We start from the raw sequence: 24,229 nt of genomic DNA, 5'->3' as shown, positions 1-24,229 counted from the left end.
GGTCGTGGTTAGCCAAAAATTGGAACACAACTGTGCCCAGTACTAAAGATCATCGCCCGCTACGACGGCAAAGCTGGCGCTCCATGAGAGGCAATCGGCGCGTGCGCCCAGTAGCAAGCACGATACTCACAATTCCGAACAACATCGATGCACCGACCTCGTCCGCGCGACGCAATGCTGCATAGGGGAAGGCCAGCGCCATCGTCGCTCGCGCAGGCGCCGGCCTGCGATCGATATGGGTATCGAGGTGACGAGCATGACCGGAGGAATCAGCAAGAAGAGCGGAAAGGCGTTGGATCTCCTAGCCGGGAATCATCGAGGCAGCCAGAACATCTTGGGCTCCCTCTTCAATTCACACCTCTCCGACTACGTCGAAGGCTGGAATTACGTAATGGGTGTGGGCGCGGCCGGCGGCATGGTTTCTAAGCTCCGCAAATCATCCGCTATTCTAGATGATGCGTTGACAGGAAGCGATCCCGGAGTTCCGGCCGGTGGCAGACAGAGACATCGGAGAAACAGGCCCGCTCCATCAAATACCAGCTCACCGTCGCCAAGCTGCCGCTGGCCAAGGACATCAACGACTTCGACTTCACCGGCACGCCGGTCAACGATAGCTTGATCCGCGATCTCGCTGGCGGAGCCTTCGTTGCCGATCAGCGCAATGTCGTCCTGGTCGGCGGCACCGGCAAATCCCATCTGGCTATCGCCATTGCCCGGGCGCTGATCCGAAACGGCGCTCGCGGCCGCTTCTACAATGTCGTCGATCTGGTCAACAGGCTCGAGACCGAGACCCGCGCCGGCCGGCAAGGCCGCATTGCCGACCATCTGACGCGGCTCGACTTCGTCGTGCTTGACGAACTCGGTTATCTCCCCCTCGCTCAGGCCGGCGGGCAGTTGCTCTTCCATCTGGTCTCGAAGCTCTACGAGCGCACCAGCGTGATCATCACCACCAACCTGGCATTCGGCGAATGGCCCACCGTCTTCGGCGATGCTAAGATGACCACCGCACTGCTCGACCGGCTCACCCATCATTGTGAGATCGTCGAGACCGGAAACGAATTCTGGCGCTTCAAGAGCCGCTCTCAAAGCTAAAGCCGAAAAGCTAATCAGGGCGCGCCCGATCAGGCTGTGCTACCCTGACCAGCTTTGCCTGATCGGCCGCTAACCGGCGTACCCTCACCACCCCCTAAACAGGGGTTTCTCTTGCGTGAAAATACAGGGTCCCGATTCCACGGTCATTGACAGCATCAATCTCCTCAAGCCAGTTCACGCGGCGCGGCTCCTCAACGGCGAGACGATTGCCATGATGCCTTCTCATTCCTCCTCGCCATAGGGAGTTGTTCCTATCGTTGAAAAATCAGATCGCGAGCGAACACACTAAATACGGTCCAGTAACCTGGAACGGATATCTTCGCGTCCAGACCGACGATCAAGAAGTGATCGATGAACTCAAACAGAGGCTGGACGCTCAACCAACGTAAACTAACCCGACTCAGCCTGGCTTTCTCTTCGGGCGCAACCGAGCATACCGCCCAAGCGATTTCACCGTCAGGAAACCCGGGCACGCGTATGAGACGATGTCCGAGCCGTCAACGCGAGATGCTGCAGGCATCACGTAGGACGTTCTGGTCGGAGCGAAAAAGTGCATCAACGATTTCACGTTCGGAAATCCGGCCAATAACTGCGTTCACACTCGTCACCACCCGAGCGCCAACAAGAACAGTTATTCATCCCGGCTACCGCATGAAGCCAGAGCATGTGTGATCCAACGCCAGAGGGCTCTTTTTCCGCTAGTTTGGCCCGGCGCATTAACCGCTGAGGGGCGCTGGGCGCCGTGATGCTGCCCTATTCCGAGCTGGAGGTGGCTTGCGAGGAGGCGGCGGGTATCCAACCGAACGCGTTTGACGGTCGTCGCTGAGAAAATCTGATACCGCTGCTGTGGCACGGGGTTTCGACCTTCCAGTAAAAAAATCCGCCGCAGCGGGGTTATTCCGTTAATTTGTCATCGGGCTGCAGAATGTATTCCGCGTCCATTGGTCGTTCCGGTATTTTGCGGATCAACTTCTGCAGGGTTGTGCATGGCGACACTCCGCCACCGATCGCCAAGGGCAAAAAGCGCCAGAATTGAGGAAGCGGAAACTGGCGAGAGATATATAGTCCCGCATCCTTAGACGGTTTATAGCTGTCGGATCGCGTTAGCATGAACGCCAACAGATCCGCGGCCCCTTACCGGCAATCGCCGGCCTTCTAATCCTGAGCATGCAGTTCTTGAACGAATGAATTCGCCCCTCTTAGCCGCTTTCAGCACTTGGTTTCAAAATTTTGGCAGTCTCACGCCGGTTTCGGTAATTGCGATCTGCTTCGTTTTTTTGGCGATGTCCTTCATCATTCTTCCGCGTACACCGCTCATTTGCGCGGCTGGCGCAGCCTTTGGGTGGAAGGCCGCCGTGATCATCCTACTAAGCGGAACCGTCGGCTCCATCCTCGCTTTCCTGACCTCTCGCTATGTCGCATCGAATCGGTTTCGAAAAATACTTGAGCGGAAGCCGAATTTCGGCGTCATTGCACAAGCAGTAGACGAGGAAGGCTGGCGGATTGTCGCGCTGATGCGTCTGGGTGTGCCAATTCCGGGCGCCATCCAAAACTACCTGTTCGGGCTGACGAGGATTGATCTCTCAAGTTACTCGATCTCCACGTTCATTTTCACCGCGCCGCAAGTGTTTCTGTATACCCTTTTGGGTGCGACTGGCCGAGCCTCGCTTCTCGACGAAAATCTGGGCGTATCGCTAACCGCGATGGCGCTGATCATCGCAACTGTTGCCCTGATAGCCTGGCGGGTCAGAGGCTTGCTGTCGCGGCGAACTCCGCTGGCTTAAAGACGCTATTCAGTTGCCGCTCAAGCACAAACACATGGCCGTGGTGAGCCGCAAATGCATCAGGGCAAGCGATGCCCGCGGATCTCCCGCGCGATCGCGGTTACTGCGGAACTTTCCTCAGCGAGACGCGGTTGGCAGAGAGTGACAAAGCCCGTTGATCAGCGACAGGTACCATAGGAGGTGGTCTTGGCGAGAAAGCGCATTGGCATTCTCACAGGAGGCGGCGACGTCCCCGGTTTAAACACAATCATCAAGACCGTCGCCTATCGCGGCAGTGAGGACGATATGGAGGTCGTGGGTCTCCGCCGTGGTTGGGAGGCCCTGACTCATCTGAACCTGGAGGACCCGACCAGCAGGTCTCGCTACCTAATCCCGCTGAACCGCGACAACACACGCACCATCGACCGCCACGGCGGCACTGTGCTGCACTCGAGCCGCACCAATCCGTCCAAAATGAAAAAGCTACCCGACCATCTGGTTAGCGCGGACGTACCAGTTACCACAAATACCAACGGCGACAGCGAAACTAAGACCTGGGACCTGACCGGCCAGGTGCTCGCAAACTTGTCAGGACTTGGCATAGAGCACCTCATTGCCATTGGCGGAGACGACACGCTCAGTTATGCGGCCAAGCTCGACGAAGTCGGCGTCAAGATCATCGCCATCCCAAAGACCATTGACAACGACGTTCGCAACACCGAGTACTGCATTGGCTTCTCCACGGCGATCACGCGAGCGAGCGACGCCATTCAGCGACAGCGCACCACGGTCGGCTCGCATGAGCGCATTGGCATTTTTCGCGTCTTTGGCCGCGATGCCGGGTTTTCGGCGCTCTTTACCGCGTACGCGACCTCAATCCGGTGCGTCATACCGGAGTACAAGGTCAATCTCGACAAGCTGATCCAGTTGCTCCTCGAGGAGAAGCGAGCCAACCCAAGCAACTACGCGTTGGTCGTGCTCAGCGAGGGTGCCGAGTGGGAGGGCTATAGAGTGCAGGAATACGGCGAGCCAGACCCCTATGGTCACCGTAAAAAGGCGAGCGTCGCCGAAACTCTTGCCAACGAGATCAAGCGGCGCGCTGGCGAGGAGACGATCGTATCCGACCTCACCTATGACCTGCGATCTGGGGATCCGGATTTCATCGACAAACTTGTCGCCCTGACTTTCGGAAACATGGCCTACGATGCCGTTCTAGAAGGTAGGACCGGCCTAATGTCCGCTCTAGTCGAGGGCCGCTACGATCTCGTGCCAATCCCTGACCCCAAGCTGGGCCCCCGCAAATTGGACGTCGCCACCACATACAACATTGAACGCTATCGTCCCATCTACGCCGGTAAGCGAGGGCTACCGATCTTTCTCAACCGCGCGTCTTAGGATGACAGAGACCTCCAAGAACGCGCCCCAGAGGTGAGCTTGGGCAAGTTGTGCCGGCAGATGAGGCTGCTCGTCACGCCTCCTGTTGAGATCATGAAGGAGGTCAGGCTCAGTGTCTGCACGGGACCTTTGGTCGATAACTGAACCAACTCGGCGACCAAATGGAGCGACCTAAAATTCTCTGTGGAGAACAATGGAAATGTCGACTTCGATCAAAGTCAGATGAATTTTTCAAGAGGAGAGAGGAATAGGCTTGTTTTAATTCGTGGGTGTTGCGTCACGAAGGTTGGGAAAATGGTCTGCCCCCTGAAAAGTGGTCCTCCCTGAATTAGGCTATTAGCCGTTAGAGAGGACATTGGAATGCCCCAGAAGAAGCACAAGGCGGAAGAGATCGTCGCGAAGCTGCGCCAGGTCGATGTTTTGCTTTCACAAGGCAGATCGGTTGGCGAAGCGGTTCGTTCGATCGGCGTGACGCAGTTCACGTATTACCGGTGGCGCAAGGAGTTTGGTGGCCTGAAGGGCGATCAGGTAAAGCGCTTGAAAGAGCTTGAGAAAGAGAACGACCGGCTGCGCAAGGCAGTGTCGGACCTGACGCTCGAGAAGCTGATCCTGAAAGAGGCTGCCTCGGGAAACTTCTGAGCCCTTCCCGCCGTCGCCGCTGCGTCGACCATGTCATGGTGAAGTTCTCCGTCTCGGAGCGCTTTGCCTGCAAGGTTCTGGGCCAGCATCGCTCGACCCAGCGCAAGAAGCCGCAAAGCCGACCGGATGAAGAGGCATTGACGACCGACATCATCAGTCTGGCCTTACGCTACGGCCGCTATGGCTATCGCAGGATCACGGCGATGCTGCGGTCCGAGGGTTGGACGGTGAATGCCAAGCGTGTCGAGCGTATCTGGCGGCGGGAGGGGCTGAAGGTTCCTCAGAAACAACCGAAGAGAGGCAGACTCTGGCTGAATGACGGATCGTGCGTCCGGCTTCGGCCCGAGCATCCAAACCATGTTTGGTCCTATGACTTCGTCGAGGGCCGGACCCACAATGGCAGGAAGTTCCGCATGCTCAACATCATCGACGAGTTCACCAGAGAATGTCTGGCGATCCGGATTGATCGCAAGCTCAACTCGACCGACGTCATCGACGTCTTGTCGGACCTGTTCATCCTACGCGGCGTGCCCGGCCACGTTCGTTCTGATAACGGGCCGGAGTTCATCGCCAAGGCAGTGCGAGAGTGGATTGCAGCTGTCGGCGCCAAGACCGCGTTCATCGAGCCCGGAAGCCCTTGGGAGAACGGCTACTGCGAGAGCTTCAACTCGAAGCTTCGCGACGAACTGCTCAACAGTGAGATCTTCTACAGCCTCGCCGAGGCCAAGGTCATCATCGAGGCATGGCGGCGCTACTACAACACCGAGCGACCACACTCATCGCTCGGATATAAACCGCCGGCGCCAGAGGCCATCGCCTGGCCTTCAAAGCCAGCCGGATCGCTTCCGCCAGCAGCGCAAGCAATGGCCGAAAAGCCGATTATGCATTAAGACTGAAACCGGACCACCTCATAGGGGCAGGCCAAAAACGGGATGCCCAAACCGATCGTCAAATCATCACAGTTTCCTTCAGACCTTGACCGCTTTCTGGATGATGCCCCGCTGGTTGGCGACGAAAAGCAGGAAGACTACGATGCATTCTATAACGCTATCGTTAGCACGCTGACCCAGCCTGATATTATCAACCAACTCTATTTGAAGGGCTTCGTGGATTTGTCTTGGCAAATCCGTCGCGAGCGTTTGATCTTGTCGGACCTAATAAATCTCTTCCAAAAAGAGATCGTCCTTGACCTATTGAAGAATGCATACCGTAATCTCGACGGGCCAGTTGAAAATCTAGCAACAGCAGATCGGATGCTCGGTGCCAACCGTGACGCCCAGCGTTGGTTATGTGATCCGGCCGGCCGTAGGGAAATCGACGCGGATTTGCTGGCGCGAGGATATTCATCTTCGAAGGTGTTGGCTCTCGTATACCTCAAAGGCGCGGCAGAGATCACGCGGTGGAACAGCGCATTGCGTCCTACGAAATCCGACGATTGATGGCGCTTCGGGAAATCGAACGTCGTAACGAGAAATCTGCACGACAGTTGAAAAAATCAGCAGCCGACCTGATTGAGGGTGAATTGGGCACATTCAAAGAGGCAGCGGAGTAACTCACCATGGCCTCGGCGCGACGGATCGCCGCCAACCGAAAAAATGCCCAAAGAAGTACTGGACCAATTTCTCAGGCCGGCAAAACACGGGCAGCGAACAATGCACTTCAGCACGGATTGGCGCGCACCGACTCACCATTCAGACACGAGATCGAGGAATTCGCGCGCCTTCTTTCGAAGGAAACGAACCAGGATGATCCCACGTTCGCCAGCGCTGAAGCCGCCCACGCGCAGTTGACCCTTTTGCAAGTGAGGAAAGTTAAGGCTGCAATATTCGATCGCTTTTTCAAAAGCGATCGAACGCTTGACGACAGCATTCGGCTAAACGCGGAATTGAGGAAGATCGAAAGATACGAAAAGCGTGCCTTTTCAAGGCGCAAACGAGCAATGCAACATCTCTAATTCGGCAGAACGAAGCCAATTTTCAACTGGTTTGTGGATTTGCCGACGGGATGGTGTGTGCGACCGCCTAAAAAGGACCATGCATGCCTCCGCCAAATGTCAGCCTTGGACATATCGGCTTCACTCAGGAGGAGGATGCGGAGGGGTGAACGGTCGGGGGAGCGATACCGCCTTTGAGAACGGAGAGAAGATCTCCGTTGACGGCCGTGAGAGCGACTATGCGCCCGCTCTTTCGTTTATGCTGCTTCCCTCAAAGAGCGCGTCGGGGCGCCGCATTGTAGCGAGCCCCGACGATCGAAGTGGTTCTAATCAGGCCACGACCGCTTTCAACATCGGCGAAGCCTCGCGCCCTTTGAGCACCTCCATCGCCGCAGCGACGCCGCCCGCGCGATGCGGCACCTTGGCGATATCTAGGCTCATCTCGATGCCTGCCAGGGCTCCCATCAACATCAGGTCGTTCTGATGACCGAGATGACCAATGCGGAAAGCCTTGCCCTTGATCTTGTTGAGGCCAGCGCCGAGCGACATGTCGAAATTGTCGAGCACCACCTTGCGGAACGCATCCGCGTCGTGTCCGTCAGGCATCATGACGGCTGTCAACGCCGGCGAATAGGCGTGCGGATCCTGACAGACGAGGTCCAGCCCCCACGCCTTCACGGCAGCACGCGTCGCAGCGCCGTGACGCTTGTGGCGAGCCCATACATTCTCCAGACCTTCCTCCTCCATCATGGCGATCGCAACCTTCAGACCGTAAAGTAGATTGGTGGCCGGCGTGTAGGGAAACGAGCCCTCCACGTTGTTGGCTATCACCGGATGCCAGTCCCAATAAGCGCGCGGCAACGTGTTGGACTTTGAGGCCGCCAGAGCCTTTTCAGACACCGCGTTGAAACCGAGACCGGGCGGCAACATCATGCCCTTTTGGGAACCTGCGATCGACACGTCGATACCCCAGGCATCGTGCTCATATTCCAGCGCGCCGAGACCGGAGATGGTGTCGACCAGCAACAGCGCCGGATGTTTGGCGCGGTCGAGGATTTTGCGAACCTCAAGGGGATGGGTGACGCAGCTCGTGGACGTCTCATTGTGCACGATCATCACGGCCTTGATCTTGTGCTCCCGATCAGCCTTGAGCCGCTCCTCGATCAAGTCCAAGGGGGCGCCGCGCCTCCAGTCGGTCGGCAGCACATCGACATCGAGCTTGAACTTGTTGGCCATGGTAAGCCATAGCGTCGCGAACTGGCCGGTCTCCGCCATCAGCACTTTATCGCCCGGCGACAATGTGTTGACGATGGCGGCTTCCCAGGCGCCAGTGCCCGACGACGGATAGATGATGACCGGCTGCTTGGTGCGGAAAATCCGCTTGGCGTCGGCCAGCACCTCATGGCCCAGCACCGCGAATTCCGGACCGCGATGGTCCAGGACGGGCATATCGATGGCGCGCAGCACCCGGTCAGGCACATTGGTGGGGCCTGGGATCTGAAGGGTATGTCGTCCTGTGTGCAGCGTCATCGGGGAGCGTCCTTTCCGGGAATTTGTCGTATTGCGGGTCGAATACCACTATCCGGCGGCGTTGTCCCGCGCTCGCACGCCCCCCTGCCGGACCGCCCTCGGGAGACCCAGTTCGAGCCGCCCCGCCCGCCACGCGCGATGAGTCCTCCCGGTCCGCCCAGAGTTCCTCTGCCTCAACCCCTGGGGCATTGACAGCGGCTGAGGCCGGCCCGAACATGGAACCAGCCCACAATTTCTCTTTTCTGCTTTTACAGATATCTCCAATAAGCTGTACGCAGGATTCGACGCTCTATCCGCAGCACAGGAGATAAGTCCGATGATTCTCTTCAATATTCTTCCGGCGAGGATTTTGGCAGCCGTCGTGGTTTCGATGGCCATCTCAACGTCCGCAGGGGCAGGGCATCGTCACCACAAGCACCACCACACCCATCCGGCCGAGACCGATATCTACCTCCACAACTACGGGCCTGCCGTCACGCCGGACCAACCCTTCGCCTATTACGACGGACCGGTCAGCGTGCGCTGCAAACAGAGCGCCGCCCCATACCGAGGGCAGGACGGCCGCTCGCATCCCTGCAATTGACTGCTTGGTGCGAGGGACGCCCATGCTAGCGCATCGATCGGGCAAAACCGTGCGTGGCGTGATCGCAAGCCGCCGCGTAAGTATGGGTTCACGGGCAAGAGGAGACGACAAGACCTCCCATGGATGAATCGGACGATGGATACGACTACAAGCGCTATCGAGACCTTCTCGCCGAGGCGACGGATGAATCAAAGCGGCTGGAGTTGATCGACTTGCTGATCAAGGAAGGCGCACGGGATCAACTTACGCGCGAGCGGATCAGACGGCTTGGCCTGACAAAGCTGATGGATCGGCCACGCAATCGGGACTAGGCCTAGCGCGGCGGAATCCGAGGGTAGCGGTTGCGTCGGCATTTACCGAGCAGAATGCGGCTAAACGCAGCTTGAACAAGCCGGGATATACCGAATGAGATTAGTGCCAGCCTACGACGACCAGAATATTTTCGCGAAGATTCTTCGCGGCGATCTGCCGTGCTTCAAGGTTTACGAGAATGCGCATACATTCGCGTTCCTTGACATCATGCCGCGCACGCCGGGCCACACGCTGGTGATCCCGAAGGCCCCTGCCCGCGGAATCTTCGACATTTCAGCGGATGATCTGGCGGAAGTCGCGCGAAGCAGCAAGACGATCGCGGTGGCGGCCATGAAGGCCTTCGACGCCGAAGGCACCATCATCCAGCAGTTCAGCGAAGCCGTCAGCGGACAGGTGGTGTTTCACCTGCACATGCACGTCATACCGATGAAATCGGGAGTGCCGCTTCTGCCGCCCCAGAGCCAGCAGGAGGACGTCAAGGTGCTCCAGGATCACGCGGCCCGACTGATCGCCGCGCTCGGCTCGTAGCGCGAACGATAGCGTTTTCGAGCGAAGTGGATACCGGTTCGCGTGAAGAAATGCGTCAGATCAAAACCATGGAGCCGCTTCTGATGGCGATCACCGTCAGCGGCCGCAACGATGGCGCCTGGTCATCCGACCTCGTCGGCGATCTCGTCGATCGCGTCAAAAACGCTGTCGAGTTCGTGCGGCGTGCTGCAGTAAGGCGGCATGAGATAGATCGTGTTGCCCAGCGGCCGGACCAGCAGCCCACGGCTAAGAAAGCTGTCGTAAAGGCGCGGCCCGATGCCGGCTAGATAGCCAGCGTCATCCGCGACGACATCCAGCGCTGCGATAGTTCCGATCTGACGGACGTTGATAAAACGCCGATCCTCGCGAAAGCGGTCAAGACCGCTGGTTTGCGCGCGCGTGACGGCAGCGATGCGCTCCATCACCGGTTCGCTTTGCCAAATCTCCAGATTCGCGCAAGCGGCCGCACAGGCGATCGGATTCGCCGTGTAGGAGCTGGAGTGAAAAAAAGTCTTGCTGCGATCCGTTGAATAGTGAGCATCGAAGATATCCGCGCGGCACAGCGTCGCCGCCAACGGTAGCGAACCGCCGGTCAGCCCCTTGGAGTAACAGGCGATATCGGGCGTCACGTTGGCCTGCTCGCAGGCGAAGACCGTTCCGGTGCGACCCCACCCCGTCATGACTTCGTCGGCAATGAACAGAACGCCGTGAGCCTCGCAGATCCGCTTCATCTCCGCGAGCACCCATGCGGGATAGATCAGCATGCCGCCGGCACCAAGGATCAGGGGTTCCACGATCAGCGCCGCGACGCCGGCGTTCCGGCACGCCATCGTGATCGCATCCAGCGTGGCCTGCTCACGACCTTCGGAGGGAAAGGGAATCCGCTCCACATCGAACAACAACGGATCGTACGGCGCGTTGAAAATGCCTCGTTCCCCCACCGACATGCCGCCGATGGTGTCGCCGTGATAGGCCCCTTCCAGCGCCAGAATACGACTGCGCTGCTCACCCCGGTTCCGCCAGAAACCAAGCGCCATTTTCAGCGCGACTTCTACCGACGTTGAGCCGCTGTCGGAAAAGAAGACGTAGTCGAGTCCTCGCGGCGTTATCGCAACAAGCTGCCGCGCCAGCCTTTCGGCCGGTTCGTGGGTGAATCCGGCAAAGATCACCTGATCGAGACCGTCGGTCTGATCCTTTATCGCCCGCACGATATGCGGATGACGATGACCGTGCGTCACCACCCACCACGAGGAAATCGCATCGAAGACGCGGTGCCCGTCGACGGTTTCAAGCCAAGCACCCTCGCCCCTGGCGATTGATATCGCATCCGGCTGCAGCGCGTGTTGGGTAAACGGGTGCCATACTGGGGATGCCGGCTTCATCGGGCCCGCTCTTTGACGAAATCGCCGATATCAAAACCGTCGGCAAAAGCCTTGCGTAATGTGGCGCCGGTCAACGGCGTGACATAACCCAACCGGCCCAGACGCTTCACCTTTCCCATATCGATGATGATCCGTTCGGTTTCGACGTTTTCTTCTCCGATGAAGCTGACGCCGAATATTGCAACGTCGCGCGCCCGCAGCGCCTCGATCGACAACAGGCTATGGTTGATGGTGCCGAGAGCCGTTCGAGCGCAGAGCACCACCGGCAGGCGCCACCTCGCCATGAGATCAAGATAGGTAACGCTCCGCGTCAGCGGCACCAGCAAGCCTCCTGCGCCTTCAATCACCAGGGGACGATCCGCGTTCGGCACCTCCAGCGTCCGGTGATCGATGGTTATGCCGTCAAGCTCGGCGGCGAAATGCGGAGACGCCGGCGTCCGCAACCGATAGGCCTCCGGCAATACGCGCTCGGGCGCGAGTCCCGACAGACGCAACACGGTTTGCGAGTCGGTTTCCTCGTCCAGTCCCGACTGGATCGGCTTCCAGTAATATCCGTCGAGAGCCCCGGCGAGTGCCGCTGAAAAAACCGTCTTGCCGACGCCGGTATCGGTCCCGCTGACGACGATCCGCGTGCTCACGCAGCCAACCGCATGTCTTCTGCCAAAGCCGCGAACAAGTCCGCGACGATTGTCTCGTTGACATGGAGCGTCAACGCGATGCGCAATCGCGCCGTGCCTTCGGGAACCGTCGGCGGGCGGATCGCCCGTATATCGAAGCCTCTGCGCTGCAACGAGGCCGCCAGCTCCACCGCCGCCTGATCGGCACCGACAATCACCGGAATAATCTGTGAGCCGGATGGCTCGATATTGCAGCGTCGCCGCAGTTCGTTGCCGGCAAATTGCACCAGATGCGCCAAGCGCTCACGCCGCACGGAACTGGTGTGAGAAAGTTTGAGCGCTGCGCGCGTTACCGCGGCGGTGAGAGGCGAAGGCGCGGTGGCATAGATGAACGGCCGCGCGCGATTGACCAGAAAATCGCGGATGATCTTCGGCGCAAGAATGAAGCCGCCCGACGTCCCGAGCGCCTTGCCGCAGGTGTGCAGCGTGATGACGTTGTCGCGCCCTTCGAACGGCGCGGCAAGCCCCCGCCCCTGCGGTCCCAGGACGCCGGTCGCGTGGGCCTCGTCGATCACGACCATTGCCTCGTGCCGGTCGGCGACCGCGAACAGTTCGGCGAGTTTCGGGCTGTCACCGTCCATGCTGTAGAGGCTTTCGACCGACAACCAAGGCCGCCCCTTGCCGCCGGCCTTGCGCCATTTCACGATCGCCGCATCAAACGCATCGGCATCGTTATGCCGGGCGCCAACGGATTCAGCGCGGCCAAGACGAACGCCGTCATGAACGCTGGCGTGGATCAGTTCGTCATGCACGACGAGATCACCGCGCTGCGGCAGCGTCGAGAAGATGGCGAAGTTGGCGACGTAGCCGCCGCCGAAATAGAGCGCCGATTCAGCGCCGAAGAAAACTGCCGCTTCGCGCTCCAGCGCTTCATGTTCAGGATGATTGCCGCGCAGCAGGCGCGATCCACCCGACCCGACCGGCACACCCCGCGCCAGCGCATCGACGGCGGCCTGCCGCAACTCTCGGGATTCAGCCAGACCGAGATAATCGTTCGATGCGAGATCGATGCCAGAGCGCCCGCGCAACGTCCGAAGACGACCCCTGTCTGCGAGCGACTGTAAATCTTTCGTATAAATTCCGTGCATCGTCATGTGTTGCGCTTAACCTCGCCAGCGGCGGCAGCCCCGCTACAAGCTAATCGGCCGGCACATCGTAATCGGCTGCAAATCGCATGTCCCGAAGCGGCTGCACCCGCTTCGTCGATGCCTGGTAGAGATCATGCGCCTTGTAGGCTGCGAGTTCCGCCTCGCTGTCGAACTCGCCATAGACCACGACGTCGATGTCGTTGCCGAGCTGATCGGTCTTTCGGTTGCGCGCCACCTCGAGCCGGCGCGCATGCGGGATTGTGGCAAGCGGCGACAGGCCGTCGATTATCTTGTCGATATCGCCCTTGTCTTTCGCGGTGAATAAAACGATGTGACGAATCATGGCTGGCCGTAGGGCAGAGAGAGGGTGATCCAGGCCGCATGACTATCTTGCGATCAGGTCCAACGCAACGCTCACGACGCAGGGCACGATATCCGATGCAGGGAGCAGCATTTCACGAGCCGGGACATCCTGTTGAATGTTCCGCGAAATACTGCCCATATGAGCTTTCTGCTATGTCCACACCGGACGCACCAGATCTCAGTGCATGAGCACGTTCGATGATGACCGCTTGCGATGAATGATCCGCTTGTCAAATCCAAGGTGCCCATGCATTCGGCGTCTCCTGCCTCCCCACAGGCAATTGCGGCGGACCTCATCGCGCTACTAGTGGCGGTGACTGCCGGAGATCCCCGTGTTCTGACAATCCAGGATCAGAATGCGCTGCCATCGGGTCCGTTTGAACTGGCTCATCGCTCTCTGCAATCGGGATTGCGGGCGTGGGTCGAACGCCAGACAGGGCTGCCGCTAGGCTATGTCGAGCAGCTTTACACCTTCGCGGATCGGGATCGCACCGGCGCCGCCGACCAGCGCGTCATCTCGATCAGTTATCTCGGCCTCACCCGCGAGCAGGCCGGATCCAACCAATATGAGACGAGTTGGCGCAGTTGGTACGATTATTTCCCTTGGGAGGACCATCGCCTCGGTACGCCAATGATGGAGAAAACGCTGCGGTCCGGTCTCTCGGCGTGGATCGCAGCAGCACCGGACCGGACAACGCGAAGCAATCGCCGGCAGCGAGCGGCGAGGCTGTTTGGGTTGGACGACCACATCTGGAACGAGGAACTCGTCCTGCAAAGGTACGAGCTTATGTACGAGGCACGACTAATTCCGGAAGCCCTCCGCGGCGATGGCCCGCCCGCTTCGACGGCCGCGTCCGTGCCGGGTGATCCCATGATCCTCGACCATCGACGGATTCTGGCAACCGGCATCGCCAGACTTCGCGCCAAGATCAAATACCGTCCTGTCGTATTCGAGTTAATGCCCGAGACGTTCACATTGCTGCAATTGCAACGGTGCGTTGAAGCTCTGGCTGGAAAACTTGTGCATAAACCGAACTTTCGTCGTTTAATCGAGCAGCAGGAGCTGGTGGAGGATACCGGCGAGACCAGCCAGGAGACCGGGGGACGGCCAGCAAAACTTTTCCGTTTCCGCCGCGCCGTGTTGGCTGAGCGTGCGATTGCCGGGACCAAATTACCCGTCTCGGGGACTTGACAACACTTATACTCAACATCAGTATAATAGGCGTCCGAGTGGAGTATAGTCATGTCGTCCGTTTTGGAACTGCGGCCATCGGCCCGAATCTATCCCAAAGTGCGGCACGCGATCCCCCGGATCGAATGGCCCGCTTTCGCCGAGGACGTTGATGCGATCATCGAGCTGAAGAAGCGTCGCAACGCAGTCGTGCTTGCGCATAACTATCAAACGCCGGAGATCTTCCACGGCGTGGCCGATATCGTTGGCGACAGCCTCGCGCTGGCCCGCAAGGCAACGGAGGTGGAAGCCGACGTGATTGTGCTCGCCGGGGTGCACTTCATGGCCGAAACAGCCAAACTGCTGAATCCGTCAAAGACGGTCCTGATTCCTGACACTGGCGCAGGCTGCTCACTCGCCGACTCGATTACGCCCGAAGACGTGCGGCTTCTACGGAAAACCTATCCCGATACTCCGATCGTCACTTACGTGAACACCTCGGCCGCGGTGAAGGCCGAGTCGGACATCTGCTGCACGTCGGGCAATGCAAAGGCCGTCGTCGAGTCCCTCGGCGTCGAACGTGCCATCATGCTGCCCGACGAATTTCTGGCGAAGAACATCGCTGCCGAAACCCACGTCAAGATCATCGCCTGGACCGGGCATTGCGAGGTGCACGAGCGCTTCAGCGCCGACGAGGTGCGGCAGTTGCGCGACGATTATCCCGGCGTCGTCGTCCTGGCACATCCGGAATGCCCGCCAGAAGTTATCGCGGAAGCTGATTTCGCCGGATCGACCGCCGCCATGGCTTCCTATGTCGCTACCCGGCGACCGCCTCGGGTCGTGCTCCTGACGGAATGCTCGATGAGCGACAATGTCGCCGCCGATCATCCTGGCCTGGAATTCATTCGTCCCTGCAATCTGTGCCCGCACATGAAGAGGATCACGCTCGGTAATATCCGCCACGCGCTGGAGACGATGCAGCACGAGGTCACGATCGACCCGGGCATCGCTGCGCGCGCACGCCTCGCTGTCGAGCGAATGCTATCTGTCGGATGACCGCGCTGCATGACACCAATGGCGCCGCGGTCGTTATCGGCGGCGGCCTTGCCGGCCTGATGACAGCGCTCGCGCTGGCGCCGCGACCGGTGCTGCTTTTAAGCAGCGCGCCGTTGGGCCTCGAGACATCGAGCATCCTCGCACAAGGCGGCATTGCCGCGAGCATCGGACCGGACGACAACGCATCGCTGCATCTGGCCGATACCCTCGCCGCCGGGGACGGGCTTTGCGACCAGCGCGTTGCTGCGGCAATCCTCGCCGGTGCGCCGGCTGCGATCGAGCGGCTTATGCAGCTCGGCGTAGTTTTTGATCGCGATACCGACGGCAACCTCGCGCTTGGCCTTGAGGCAGCCCACTCGCGCCGCCGGATTGTCCATGCCGGAGGTGATGCGAGCGGCCACGGCATCATTCGTACCCTGGTCCGCAAGGTCTATGAGACGCCTTCTATCACTGTATGTGAGGCGACCAGCGCACAGCGTTTGATCGTCGAGGACAATACGGTGAGAGGGGTCGTCTGCCAGACGGAGCGTGATCTGGTTGCTTACGCCACCGGTCACATCGTCATCGCGACCGGAGGCATCGGCGGATTATTTCTGCACGGAACCAATCCGGCGGGATCGTGCGGGCAAGGACTAGCGCTCGCGGCGCGCGCCGGCGCGACCATGGCCGATCTTGAATTTATCCAGTTTCATCCGACGGCGCTCGATACCGGCTCCTTCCCGCTGAAACTGATCAGCGAAGCGGTGCGCGGCGAAGGTGCGACTCTCATCGACGAAAACGGCGATCGTTTCATGGCGGATACGCCCGATGCGGAGCTTGCGCCGCGCGATGTCGTCGCGCGCGCCGTCTGGCGACATATGGCCGCAGCACATCGGGTATTTCTCGATGCGCGCAACCTCCGAGGGATCGACTTCACCCGACGCTTCCCGGCGATCACCTCGTTTTGTCGCAATGCAGGGATCGATCCCCTGACACAGCCGATCCCGGTTCGTCCCGCCGCGCATTATCACATGGGTGGAATCTCCGTCGATAAACACGGAAGAACATCCGTTGACGGTCTCTGGGCCTGCGGTGAAGCCGCTTGTACCGGCCTTCATGGGGCAAACCGGCTCGCGAGCAACTCGCTTCTGGAGGCAGTCGTGTGCGCCGGTCTGGTCGCTCAGGATATTGCCGCCACGGCGCCTGCGAAACGACGTTCCCCCAGAATGACGGATGCAGGCGCCGGCTGCGATCCGACCTTGATCCGGCCGATTCTGTCCCACGCCGCCGGAGTTTTGCGAGATGGCAACAAGCTGCGTGCAGCCGCGCGCGCGCTCTTACCGCTCGCCGCCTCCCAACAGGCAGCAGGCGACCCAGCCATCGTCGCTCTGATGATCGTGATCTCGGCGCTTCGCCGTGAAGAAACCCGCGGCGCCCATGCGCGCACCGACTGTCCCGAGCGAGCAATCCGAGCGACGCGAACGACATTACGCCTTTGCGATGCGTTCGACGCCGCACAAGACTGCGTTCCCGATTTGGTTAGTTAGCTCGTAAGCAAGGACACAATGTCGCTCCCTGCCCTCCCTCGCATCATGATCGAACCACTGGTTCGTATGGCCTTGCTTGAAGACATCGGCCGCGCGGGCGATCTCACGACCGACGCGATCGTACCAGTTGGCCACCGGGCCACGACCCATATTGTCGCTCGCCAGCGGGGCACCGTTGCCGGGCTCGATCTTGCTCGGCTCGCCTTCGAACTCATCGACCCGGCAATCCAGATGCGTATCGAGCACGACGACGGTGCGGTCGTCGAGCCCGGTGCGGTGATCGCGACCTTGTCGGGTCCGGCGCGGGGGATTTTGACAGCGGAACGGGTCGCACTGAATTACCTGTGCCGTTTGAGCGGAATCGCCACGGCGACAGCGTCCGTTGTCACCGCGATTCAAGACCACAAGACGAAAGTGGTCTGCACGCGCAAGACGACGCCGGGATTACGCGCGATCGAGAAATACGCGGTCCGCGTCGGCGGAGGCAGCAACCACCGGTTCGGTCTCGACGATGCGGTTCTCATCAAAGACAATCACGTTGCCATCGCCGGCAGCGTCACCGAAGCGCTGAAGCGCGCAAAGAACAGCGTCGGCCATCTCGTCAAGATCGAGCTGGAAGTGGATACGCTCGATCAATTGCGTGAAGCACTCGATCAGGGCGTCGATGCCGTGCTGCTCGATAACATGACCGCCGAGATGCTCCGGGAAGCCGTTGCGATGGTCGGAGGTTGCGCCGTGACCGAAGCCTCCGGCCGCATTACGCCGGCAACGGCGGCAGCGATCGCTTCAACGGGCGTCGACCTCATTTCGATCGGCTGGCTCACGCACAGCGTCGGCATTCTCGACCTCGGCCTTGATTTTCAGGACCAAGCGAGCGCTTGATCCAACGTCGAGTTGCGAACGGGATGTCGGCAGCTGATAAAGCCCCGCAGATAATCAATACTGGTTAGCCAAACCAGACAGCGTCACTCAGGTCGCCAAAGACACGAACTCGTCCATGCGCCCAGTTTAATTCGAAGGCGGTCGTTTCCGAAAAGGATCCGCTGCTTCATCGTGCCCGTTGCGGCTGCTAATGAACATCAGGGCCATCAATCCACATCCGATGACGATCGAAAAGAACGTGCCAAGACCAAGCGCGATCCAGCCATGTTTTCCTATCTCGACGTCGGAGGTCTGATTCAAGATCAAGATCATCCACACGCCTGTAGCTATCAATATGCCTGTCAGCGCAATTATAATAACGATTCTTCCTTTGCCCATACTTTCCATCGTCGTGCCTTTCCTTTGTGTCTATCCCACGCTACCGGCCATCATAATGGACGTCGTCGCTCATCTCATTTTGTTGTCGCGCAAATCCAATGCTAGCCCCAGAGAAGGTTTCTGCATGTCGTTCTAGCAGATTTAAAAGTGGAACGCTCCCTCGAATGATACATAAAAAATATATCTTTACATGCATCCCCAAGTAAAGGGAACCCAACCGAAAGCAAGTCTTGCCAAAATCCCTTTTTGCCCGGTTGCGAACCCGTTTCGGTCGACGCTTACCGTGGGCAGCTTGCAGGGGTCTGGGAAGTTGCTCAGATACGACTCGGAGCTCGACGGCTATCGCAGCGACATTAGCGGGAACCGGCTGAAAGGAGCTCCCAAGCATGGCTCTGAACTCTTCGATTGGACGGCTCGCCGTGCAGAGCTCGACGACGACTATAACGACGAAGTGATACGCCCCGGCTGAGTGAGCGGTCAAAGGCAGTGCTAAAGCTCTGCTTCGACGAGGGCTCTATCAACACTCGCGTGGTAGGGGCGCGATGTTTCGTCTGAGATCAAAACAACTCCAAATCCGGCAGGGCTGCTCTTGGCCCCTTTTCTTAGCCCGTTTTTGTCGGCTGTAACGTGCACGCTTGTCGCTGGACGGTTTGAACTAGGAACCCTGCTACTCTGCATGAGTTAACTGGCTGGACGGGCTAATTGCCTCTATCCCTCGTCCGCTCTGGCCCGTCGGTGTCCCCCCTTCACCGGCGGGCTTTTTGAATCGGGAACGCCTGTCCCGGGTCGAAACTCCGGGCAAATTCAGGCTGATTTACCCCGACGCAAGTCGGTTGGGTGTCCAGTGATTTCGCGGAAGGCAAACTTAATAAAGAGAGAAGTTTTAGTAGATGCCCAGAAGGCGTCGGTCCCATGATCGACGGACTCTACCAGACCTGGAGGAAATTCAGAGAAGCGAGTTACTCAGCGTGCGAGCGAATCGCGTGAGACATCGAGCCGGGGACAAGCCACCCGGCGTTCATTATTTCAAAACCATGGATAAGAGTCTTCTCGTCACGGTGAGCTTCCATTAATCGCTACCGTTGCACGCTATCGAAAAGACGGAAAGTCGCAAGGAATACCGGGGAAGGCGGAGCGGCGCGGCTCCGGAATTGCTATGCTGAGCGTGCCGACACTGTGGGTGGTGTTTATCGTGAACTTCCTGGCGTTGGGCCTGGTCTGGACCTACGTCATGCGGAGCTATCCGACGCTAGCGGCTGCGCCATACTGGGCGGCGGCGTCCTTCGTCGCCGCTTTTTTTACCGCAGTACCCGTACTGCGCCATCACGTCGATTCAATGCTGCCTCTGGTGATCGGTGGCGGCGGGGTGATCTTCGCGATCTGCCTCTGCACGATGGGAATCCGACGCTTCTACGAACAACCTGTCTCCTGGCAAACGACCTTTGCCACGGTCGGTGTGAGCGTCGCCGGACTCTTCTTTTTCGTATATGTGCGCGACGACATGCCGATGCGCATCTTCATCTACTCAGCGGCTCAGGCGATACCGATCGCCCTGACGTTGAAAATGGTGCTGTCGCGCAGGGAGGGCCGCATCAATTCGGGAGCCCAGCTCGCGGGAATTGTTGGCGGGCTTATCATCTGTATCACCGTGATCAGGTCAGTCTGCGCATTTTTCCAGATTGGCGGCGGAATGTCCTTCGTCGACTTCAATAGTTTTCAAGCTGCCTTGACGTTAGGCCTCATGTTCCTGTCGATGGCCTGGAACTTCGGGTTCCTTTTGATGGCGATTGAGCGACTGCGCAGCGAGGTTGTCGACCTTGCGCTTGTGGATGATCTCACCGGTGTCGCTAACCGGCGGCAGCTGCTCGGACGGCTGGAGGAGACATGTGCACTGTCGCAGCGCAGCGGTGAATCTTTCGTGATCCTCGTGGTCGACCTCGACGGCTTCAAGCAGATCAACGATACCCACGGTCATGCAGCCGGTGACGCCTGCCTGCGGCATTTCACGCTGATGACGCAGATGCAGCTGCGGCCCGGAGATCTGCTGGCGCGTACCGGCGGTGACGAATTCTGTATCTTGTTACCCGCCACAACACTGGGAGAAGGTGCGGAGATTGCGCGGCGCGTACTGAATGCCTGTCGCGAAGACGCTGCCGGATGCGCCGGCGCCGATGTTCCTATCGCGGCTTCCATCGGGCTTGCTCAATGGACACAGGAGATTGGAGCCTGTTCTGAGCGTCTGCTCGCCGCCGCCGATCAGGCGCTCTATGCAGCCAAGAACGAGGGGAAAAACCGGTATGCGTCATGCGGAGACGTTGCACCGCCGATTGCCCCGGATTTGCTGTCGCAACAGATTCTGTGGAATCAAAAGGCATAAGCAGCGTTGAAGACTGGAGCGCTGGCTTCCGGGCCGCGAACAAACAGGCCGCGAACAAACAAAAAGGGCCGGCGTCGTCGCCGGCCCTCATCTCAAAACGAAAGCTTCCAGCTTTAGCGGGCGGCTTCCATGGCAGCTTGTTCCTGCCGTGCGATCGAGGTCTTCACCGCTGACTGAACCTTCTCGAAGGCGCGAACCTCGATCTGCCTCACGCGCTCACGCGACACATTGAACTCGGCAGCGAGATCTTCCAGCGTCATCGGCTCATCTGCGAGGCGTCGGGCCTCGAAGATGCGGCGCTCACGCGGATTAAGCACGCCCATCGCGCCGGTCAATGCGCGACGACGATGATCGAACTCCTCATGTTCAGCCAGGATGGCTTCCTGAGTAGGCGAATGGTCGACGAGCCAGTCCTGCCATTCGCCGGCCTCGCCATCATCACGAATCGGAGCGTTGAGCGATGCATCGCCACCGAGGCGGCGGTTCATGTCGACGACGTCCTGTTCCGTGACGCCAAGACGCTTGGCGATGAGCTTGACCTGATCCGGACGCATATCGCCTTCATCAAGCGCGGAGATCTTGCTCTTCGCCTTCCGCAAGTTGAAGAACAATTTCTTCTGGTTCGCGGTTGTGCCCATCTTCACGAGCGACCACGAACGCAGGATATACTCTTGTATTGACGCTTTGATCCACCACATCGCATAGGTGGCGAGCCGAAAGCCCTTTTCGGGTTCGAATCGCTTCACTGCCTGCATCAGGCCGACGTTGCCTTCCGAAACGACTTCCGATATCGGCAGGCCGTAGCCTCGATAGCCCATGGCAATCTTAGCCACGAGCCGCAGGTGGCTGGTCACGAGATGATGCGCCGCGTCGCGGTCGTCATGTTCGCGCAAACGCTTGGCGAACATGTACTCTTCGTGCGGTTCCAGCATCGGGAACTTGCGGATTTCCGCAAGGTAACGAGAAAGTCCCGATTCTCCGTTGAGAACCGGCAGGGTAGCAGTACGGGCCATGGTTGCGCCCTCCACTTGGTTCAGGCCCCCGATAGCGGCGAGCCTGGCAGGCAGTCTCTTGTGTTAAAGCTGACTACGCTGCGATGTTCCACGTTGGATGTTCAACGCAGGTGCAGCATATACTAGGCGGGTCAAAAAAAGAAGAACAAAAAGTGATTACGTTTTCGTGATAGTGAATCAACTATTTGGTATGATTGTGTTTTTTTGAAATATGCGTCATTCCGCCGCCGCTAAAGCCGATCGAAGTAAAAACAGGTCCTCCGGCAGCCCTGCTTCCCAGCGCAGAGTTTCTCCAGTCCGTGGATGTTCGATGACCAGAAGGGACGCGTGAAGCGCCTGCCGCCCGAGAGTGGTTAGGGCGGCCGAGGCCCGCGGCCCCAGATGATTGGCCTTGGTCTTGAAATGCGATCCATAGACGCCATCACACATCAGAGGGTGGCCGGCGTCGGCGAGATGTACCCGAATCTGATGTGTGCGGCCGGTGGCGAGTTGGCAGGCGAGAAGAGCGGCCACCGGTTTTCCGTCCCGGCCGTTGAAGGCCTGCAGTACCTCCCAGTGGGTAATCGCTTCCCGCCCGCCTGCACGTACGGCCATCTTTTCGCGTGCGTAAGGGTGCCGGTCGATCGGAGCGTCAACCGTGCCGTGGGAGCGGTTCGGCAATCCCCAGACAAAAGCCAGGTAACCGCGTCGCATCGCTCCCGTGCGTCCGTGATCCGCAAATTGCGCGCTCAGCGACTTATGTGCGGCATCATTCTTGGCGGCTACCATGAGGCCGGTGGTGTCCTTGTCGAGTCGATGTACGATGCCGGGCCGGCAGACGCCGCCGATGCCGGACAGACTCTCCCCGCAATGCGCGATGAGGGCGTTGACGAGCGTCCCGGCCTGGTGGCCTGCTCCGGGATGAACAACCAGACCTTTCTGCTTGTTAATGACGATGAGATCGTTGTCCTCGTAGATGATGTCCAGCGCGATGACCTCGCCTTTCGGTTTGGCCGATATTGCCGGGGGCACGAGGATTGTGATCGTATCTCCCGGAGCGACATGATAAGCCGGGTAGCAAACACGAGCCGGGCCGATCGTACTCTCGGCAGCAGAATTTTTTTTCACAACACTGACGCAGCCGGCGAGAATCAGGGACTTCAGGCGTGATCGCGACAAATCGGGACTGTGAACGGCAAGGACGCGGTCAAGGCGCACCGACCCCTCGTCGCCGGTGACAATGATGTCCAGCCTTTGATCCTGATCCGATGATGAGCCTTCAAGAGCCGAGCCTTGCATGACCGAGACTTTAAACCCTGAACCGACGCCGGAACAGGCCGCGCTGTTCGCGCGGGTGCGGCGGATGATGTTGATCGCTGGGCTGACCACGGCCCTCGCCGTGGGAGCCGTCCTGGTCGCCATCGGCTATCGCTTTTTCCGCGCTGAGGGAAGCAGGGCGGCGGTCGACGTCACCGCAACCCTGCCGAAGGACGCAAAGATCATCGCAACTGCGGTTACAGGTGACCGACTAGTGGTGACCCTCGATCTCGGCGGTTCCGTCCAGATACGGACGTTCGATCCGCGTACGCTACGATCGACCGGAACGCTGAGTTTCGCACGCGAGCCCTGATATCCTGAGGTACCTTGCAGCGTATCGATTTCGGGGTTATTGCCTGTCCAATACGCTCCCTTCGTCTAGCGGTTAGGACGCGGCCCTCTCAAGGCTGAAACAGGGGTTCAATTCCCCTAGGGAGCGCCATACTTGAAAAATTTGCTAATAATTGCAACGTGTTAGTGTCTAGCGTGGCTACCGTTTTGGCTGGAGTAGCCAAACGCGCAATCGCCGACTCTGCGAGGTGAGCCTGATCCACCGCACGCGTGTAGGTCTCGACCTCAGCGAGGTTCTTGTGGCCCGTGATCGACTGGATCTGATGCGGTGTGCAGCCCGCCTCAGCGAGACGACGGCAGGCGGCATGACGCAGTCCATGAGGGCTTGAATCCGAAGGCAGGCCGGCATCGTGCGCGGCCTCTCGCAACCAGTTGGTGAAGCCCTTGGCGCTACGATCCTCGCCCGCGATGGTCGCGAGGAAGGTGGTACGGTCACTCGGCACCAGATCGAGATGGTGTCGCAACTCAGCGTGGATCGGAATCCGTAGGTGTGTCTTGTGCTGCGACTTGACCGTCGAGATATGGATTGCACCATCCTTGACGTGTTTCCACCCGACGCGGACCACGTCACTGCGCCGAAGGCCCGTGTATAGCAAAAGCTCCAGTGCCAGACGGTAGGTCGAACCTTCCTTCCACTTCGCGCGATATGCCGCAATGTCGGCCTCGGTCCATGATCGATAGGACTTCTGATCGTACCGAACTCGTTTCGCACGCTTGATCGGATTGTCTATCACGAGGCCAGCACCTATCGCGTATTCGAAGACGCTGTGCAGGCGCTTACGTAGGCCGTTAGCTGCGGCGGGCGTGCGGGCCATCGCATCCATGATGGCATTGACGTGCTTCGTCTCCAGCGCAGCGAGTCGCTTCTCACCATGCTCCTCCCGAAACTTCTCA

22 protein-coding genes, 1 tRNA gene and 2 pseudogenes are annotated in these 24,229 nt (G+C 59.1%); 16 read left to right on the top strand and 9 right to left on the bottom strand.

The features are described from left to right. Window positions 1-495: 495 nt before the first annotated feature. The 5 genes and pseudogenes from istB to ACZ5IL_RS07465 all read left to right on the top strand — a co-directional run. Window positions 496-1,092: pseudogene (gene istB / locus ACZ5IL_RS07485) on the top strand (IS21-like element helper ATPase IstB); the annotation flags it as partial. A 1,355-nt stretch (window positions 1,093-2,447) separates the two neighbouring features. After that, window positions 2,448-2,876, top strand: coding sequence for a TVP38/TMEM64 family protein (locus ACZ5IL_RS07480; RefSeq protein WP_464596088.1), 429 nt, complete (start codon window positions 2,448-2,450; stop codon window positions 2,874-2,876). A 186-nt stretch (window positions 2,877-3,062) separates the two neighbouring features. Further along, the gene (locus ACZ5IL_RS07475; RefSeq protein ID WP_464596087.1) at window positions 3,063-4,250 is read left to right on the top strand and encodes a 6-phosphofructokinase; all 1,188 of its coding nucleotides are present in this window, start codon (window positions 3,063-3,065) and stop codon (window positions 4,248-4,250) included. Between the two features lie 360 nt (window positions 4,251-4,610). Further along, a protein-coding gene (locus ACZ5IL_RS07470; RefSeq protein ID WP_464592339.1) for an IS3 family transposase occupies window positions 4,611-5,779 on the top strand; the annotation gives its coding sequence in 2 pieces (ribosomal slippage) (window positions 4,611-4,875 and window positions 4,875-5,779; 1,170 coding nt in all). Between the two features lie 42 nt (window positions 5,780-5,821). Then, entirely contained in the window at window positions 5,822-6,328 is a 507-nt protein-coding gene (locus ACZ5IL_RS07465) for a hypothetical protein (RefSeq protein ID WP_464596086.1), read from the top strand. An 824-nt stretch (window positions 6,329-7,152) separates the two neighbouring features. Here ACZ5IL_RS07465 and ACZ5IL_RS07460 read toward each other — a convergent pair. Next, window positions 7,153-8,352, bottom strand: a complete 1,200-nt coding sequence (locus tag ACZ5IL_RS07460; RefSeq protein WP_464596085.1) for a pyridoxal-phosphate-dependent aminotransferase family protein — start codon at window positions 8,350-8,352, stop codon at window positions 7,153-7,155. 316 nt (window positions 8,353-8,668) lie between these two features. Here ACZ5IL_RS07460 and ACZ5IL_RS07455 point away from each other — a divergent pair, with 316 nt between their 5' ends. From ACZ5IL_RS07455 to ACZ5IL_RS07445, 3 genes are all read left to right on the top strand, one after another. After that, window positions 8,669-8,935 carry a hypothetical protein gene (locus ACZ5IL_RS07455; RefSeq protein ID WP_464596084.1) on the top strand — a complete coding sequence of 89 codons (267 nt, stop codon included), beginning with the start codon at window positions 8,669-8,671 and terminating at the stop codon, window positions 8,933-8,935. A 119-nt stretch (window positions 8,936-9,054) separates the two neighbouring features. Further along, window positions 9,055-9,246: a hypothetical protein gene (locus ACZ5IL_RS07450; RefSeq protein WP_079447468.1), complete on the top strand. Its 192-nt coding sequence runs from the start codon at window positions 9,055-9,057 to the stop codon at window positions 9,244-9,246. Between the two features lie 94 nt (window positions 9,247-9,340). Continuing rightward, on the top strand, window positions 9,341-9,775 hold the full coding sequence (locus ACZ5IL_RS07445) for an HIT family protein (protein ID WP_464596083.1): 435 nt from the start codon (window positions 9,341-9,343) through the stop codon (window positions 9,773-9,775). 122 nt (window positions 9,776-9,897) lie between these two features. Here the strand turns inward: ACZ5IL_RS07445 and ACZ5IL_RS07440 are convergent, their stop codons facing one another. The 4 genes from ACZ5IL_RS07440 to ACZ5IL_RS07425 are packed head-to-tail and all read right to left on the bottom strand — an operon-like array spanning window position 9,898 to window position 13,265. Next, window positions 9,898-11,157, bottom strand: a complete 1,260-nt coding sequence (locus tag ACZ5IL_RS07440) for an adenosylmethionine--8-amino-7-oxononanoate transaminase (RefSeq protein ID WP_464596081.1) — start codon at window positions 11,155-11,157, stop codon at window positions 9,898-9,900. Next, window positions 11,154-11,795: a dethiobiotin synthase gene (gene bioD / locus ACZ5IL_RS07435; RefSeq protein ID WP_464596080.1), complete on the bottom strand. Its 642-nt coding sequence runs from the start codon at window positions 11,793-11,795 to the stop codon at window positions 11,154-11,156. Before bioD ends, ACZ5IL_RS07440 begins: the two co-directional genes overlap by 4 nt. After that, on the bottom strand, window positions 11,792-12,928 hold the full coding sequence (locus ACZ5IL_RS07430; RefSeq protein ID WP_464596078.1) for an 8-amino-7-oxononanoate synthase: 1,137 nt from the start codon (window positions 12,926-12,928) through the stop codon (window positions 11,792-11,794). Before ACZ5IL_RS07430 ends, bioD begins: the two co-directional genes overlap by 4 nt. A gap of 43 nt (window positions 12,929-12,971) precedes the next feature. Continuing rightward, window positions 12,972-13,265 carry a Dabb family protein gene (locus ACZ5IL_RS07425; RefSeq protein WP_079447473.1) on the bottom strand — a complete coding sequence of 98 codons (294 nt, stop codon included), beginning with the start codon at window positions 13,263-13,265 and terminating at the stop codon, window positions 12,972-12,974. A gap of 234 nt (window positions 13,266-13,499) precedes the next feature. Between ACZ5IL_RS07425 and ACZ5IL_RS07420 the strand changes: the two genes are divergently transcribed. From ACZ5IL_RS07420 to nadC, 4 genes are read left to right on the top strand one after another with little or no spacing between them, the layout of a single operon-like run. Beyond that, window positions 13,500-14,477, top strand: a complete 978-nt coding sequence (locus tag ACZ5IL_RS07420; protein ID WP_464596077.1) for an NUDIX hydrolase — start codon at window positions 13,500-13,502, stop codon at window positions 14,475-14,477. Window positions 14,478-14,528: 51 nt separating this feature from the next. Then, a complete protein-coding gene (gene nadA, locus ACZ5IL_RS07415; protein WP_464596076.1) occupies window positions 14,529-15,512 on the top strand; it encodes a quinolinate synthase NadA in 984 nt (327 codons plus the stop codon). Further along, window positions 15,509-17,038: an L-aspartate oxidase gene (locus ACZ5IL_RS07410; protein WP_464596075.1), complete on the top strand. Its 1,530-nt coding sequence runs from the start codon at window positions 15,509-15,511 to the stop codon at window positions 17,036-17,038. Before nadA ends, ACZ5IL_RS07410 begins: the two co-directional genes overlap by 4 nt. 18 nt (window positions 17,039-17,056) lie before the next feature. Beyond that, entirely contained in the window at window positions 17,057-17,920 is an 864-nt protein-coding gene (gene nadC / locus ACZ5IL_RS07405) for a carboxylating nicotinate-nucleotide diphosphorylase (protein WP_464596074.1), read from the top strand. Window positions 17,921-18,046: 126 nt separating this feature from the next. On the opposite strand, the gene ACZ5IL_RS07400 is transcribed toward nadC, so the two are convergent. Continuing rightward, window positions 18,047-18,307: a hypothetical protein gene (locus ACZ5IL_RS07400; RefSeq protein WP_464596072.1), complete on the bottom strand. Its 261-nt coding sequence runs from the start codon at window positions 18,305-18,307 to the stop codon at window positions 18,047-18,049. A gap of 298 nt (window positions 18,308-18,605) precedes the next feature. On the opposite strand from ACZ5IL_RS07400, the pseudogene ACZ5IL_RS07395 reads away from it, so the two are divergent. Together ACZ5IL_RS07395 and ACZ5IL_RS07390 are read left to right on the top strand one after the other, a co-directional pair. Next, a pseudogene (locus ACZ5IL_RS07395) lies at window positions 18,606-18,767 on the top strand (PRC-barrel domain-containing protein); the annotation flags it as partial. A gap of 687 nt (window positions 18,768-19,454) precedes the next feature. Continuing rightward, entirely contained in the window at window positions 19,455-20,675 is a 1,221-nt protein-coding gene (locus ACZ5IL_RS07390; RefSeq protein WP_464596071.1) for a GGDEF domain-containing protein, read from the top strand. A 113-nt stretch (window positions 20,676-20,788) separates the two neighbouring features. Here ACZ5IL_RS07390 and rpoH read toward each other — a convergent pair whose 3' ends face one another. Both rpoH and ACZ5IL_RS07380 read right to left on the bottom strand, forming a co-directional pair. Next, window positions 20,789-21,688, bottom strand: a complete 900-nt coding sequence (gene rpoH, locus ACZ5IL_RS07385) for an RNA polymerase sigma factor RpoH (RefSeq protein WP_079447673.1) — start codon at window positions 21,686-21,688, stop codon at window positions 20,789-20,791. 216 nt (window positions 21,689-21,904) lie between these two features. After that, window positions 21,905-22,966, bottom strand: a complete 1,062-nt coding sequence (locus ACZ5IL_RS07380) for an RluA family pseudouridine synthase (RefSeq protein ID WP_464596069.1) — start codon at window positions 22,964-22,966, stop codon at window positions 21,905-21,907. Here ACZ5IL_RS07380 and ACZ5IL_RS07375 point away from each other — a divergent pair. Continuing rightward, window positions 22,965-23,297, top strand: a complete 333-nt coding sequence (locus ACZ5IL_RS07375) for a hypothetical protein (protein ID WP_464596067.1) — start codon at window positions 22,965-22,967, stop codon at window positions 23,295-23,297. The two genes, ACZ5IL_RS07380 and ACZ5IL_RS07375, sit on opposite strands and share 2 nt — an antisense overlap. Before the next feature lie 54 nt (window positions 23,298-23,351). Continuing rightward, window positions 23,352-23,426 (top strand) — tRNA-Glu (locus tag ACZ5IL_RS07370). Here ACZ5IL_RS07370 and ACZ5IL_RS07365 read toward each other — a convergent pair. Continuing rightward, window positions 23,386-24,150 (bottom strand): tyrosine-type recombinase/integrase, encoded by a 765-nt coding sequence (locus ACZ5IL_RS07365; RefSeq protein WP_464596860.1) that lies wholly within the window; start codon window positions 24,148-24,150, stop codon window positions 23,386-23,388. The two genes, ACZ5IL_RS07370 and ACZ5IL_RS07365, sit on opposite strands and share 41 nt — an antisense overlap. Window positions 24,151-24,229: the final 79 nt, after the last annotated feature.

The organism is Nitrobacter sp. CN101 (assembly GCF_055390255.1).
Note: the sequence above shows the minus strand (reverse complement) of the source record. Positions and strands in the feature narration are given on the sequence as shown.

Bases quoted from the DNA above. Each gene is read 5' to 3' on its own strand.
- ACZ5IL_RS07465 (WP_464596086.1), top strand. From the start codon at position 5,822: ATGCCCAAACCGATCGTCAAATCATCACAGTTTCCTTCAGACCTTGAC.
- ACZ5IL_RS07460 (WP_464596085.1), bottom strand. From the start codon at position 8,352: ATGACGCTGCACACAGGACGACATACCCTTCAGATCCCAGGCCCCACC.
- ACZ5IL_RS07455 (WP_464596084.1), top strand. From the start codon at position 8,669: ATGATTCTCTTCAATATTCTTCCGGCGAGGATTTTGGCAGCCGTCGTG.
- ACZ5IL_RS07450 (WP_079447468.1), top strand. From the start codon at position 9,055: ATGGATGAATCGGACGATGGATACGACTACAAGCGCTATCGAGACCTT.
- ACZ5IL_RS07445 (WP_464596083.1), top strand. From the start codon at position 9,341: ATGAGATTAGTGCCAGCCTACGACGACCAGAATATTTTCGCGAAGATT.
- ACZ5IL_RS07440 (WP_464596081.1), bottom strand. From the start codon at position 11,157: ATGAAGCCGGCATCCCCAGTATGGCACCCGTTTACCCAACACGCGCTG.
- ACZ5IL_RS07430 (WP_464596078.1), bottom strand. From the start codon at position 12,928: ATGACGATGCACGGAATTTATACGAAAGATTTACAGTCGCTCGCAGAC.
- ACZ5IL_RS07425 (WP_079447473.1), bottom strand. From the start codon at position 13,265: ATGATTCGTCACATCGTTTTATTCACCGCGAAAGACAAGGGCGATATC.
- ACZ5IL_RS07420 (WP_464596077.1), top strand. From the start codon at position 13,500: ATGAATGATCCGCTTGTCAAATCCAAGGTGCCCATGCATTCGGCGTCT.
- nadA (WP_464596076.1), top strand. From the start codon at position 14,529: ATGTCGTCCGTTTTGGAACTGCGGCCATCGGCCCGAATCTATCCCAAA.
- ACZ5IL_RS07410 (WP_464596075.1), top strand. From the start codon at position 15,509: ATGACCGCGCTGCATGACACCAATGGCGCCGCGGTCGTTATCGGCGGC.
- nadC (WP_464596074.1), top strand. From the start codon at position 17,057: ATGTCGCTCCCTGCCCTCCCTCGCATCATGATCGAACCACTGGTTCGT.
- ACZ5IL_RS07400 (WP_464596072.1), bottom strand. From the start codon at position 18,307: ATGGAAAGTATGGGCAAAGGAAGAATCGTTATTATAATTGCGCTGACA.
- ACZ5IL_RS07390 (WP_464596071.1), top strand. From the start codon at position 19,455: ATGCTGAGCGTGCCGACACTGTGGGTGGTGTTTATCGTGAACTTCCTG.
- rpoH (WP_079447673.1), bottom strand. From the start codon at position 21,688: ATGGCCCGTACTGCTACCCTGCCGGTTCTCAACGGAGAATCGGGACTT.
- ACZ5IL_RS07375 (WP_464596067.1), top strand. From the start codon at position 22,965: ATGACCGAGACTTTAAACCCTGAACCGACGCCGGAACAGGCCGCGCTG.
- ACZ5IL_RS07380 (WP_464596069.1), bottom strand. From the start codon at position 22,966: ATGCAAGGCTCGGCTCTTGAAGGCTCATCATCGGATCAGGATCAAAGG.
- ACZ5IL_RS07365 (WP_464596860.1), bottom strand. From the start codon at position 24,150: ATGGCCCGCACGCCCGCCGCAGCTAACGGCCTACGTAAGCGCCTGCAC.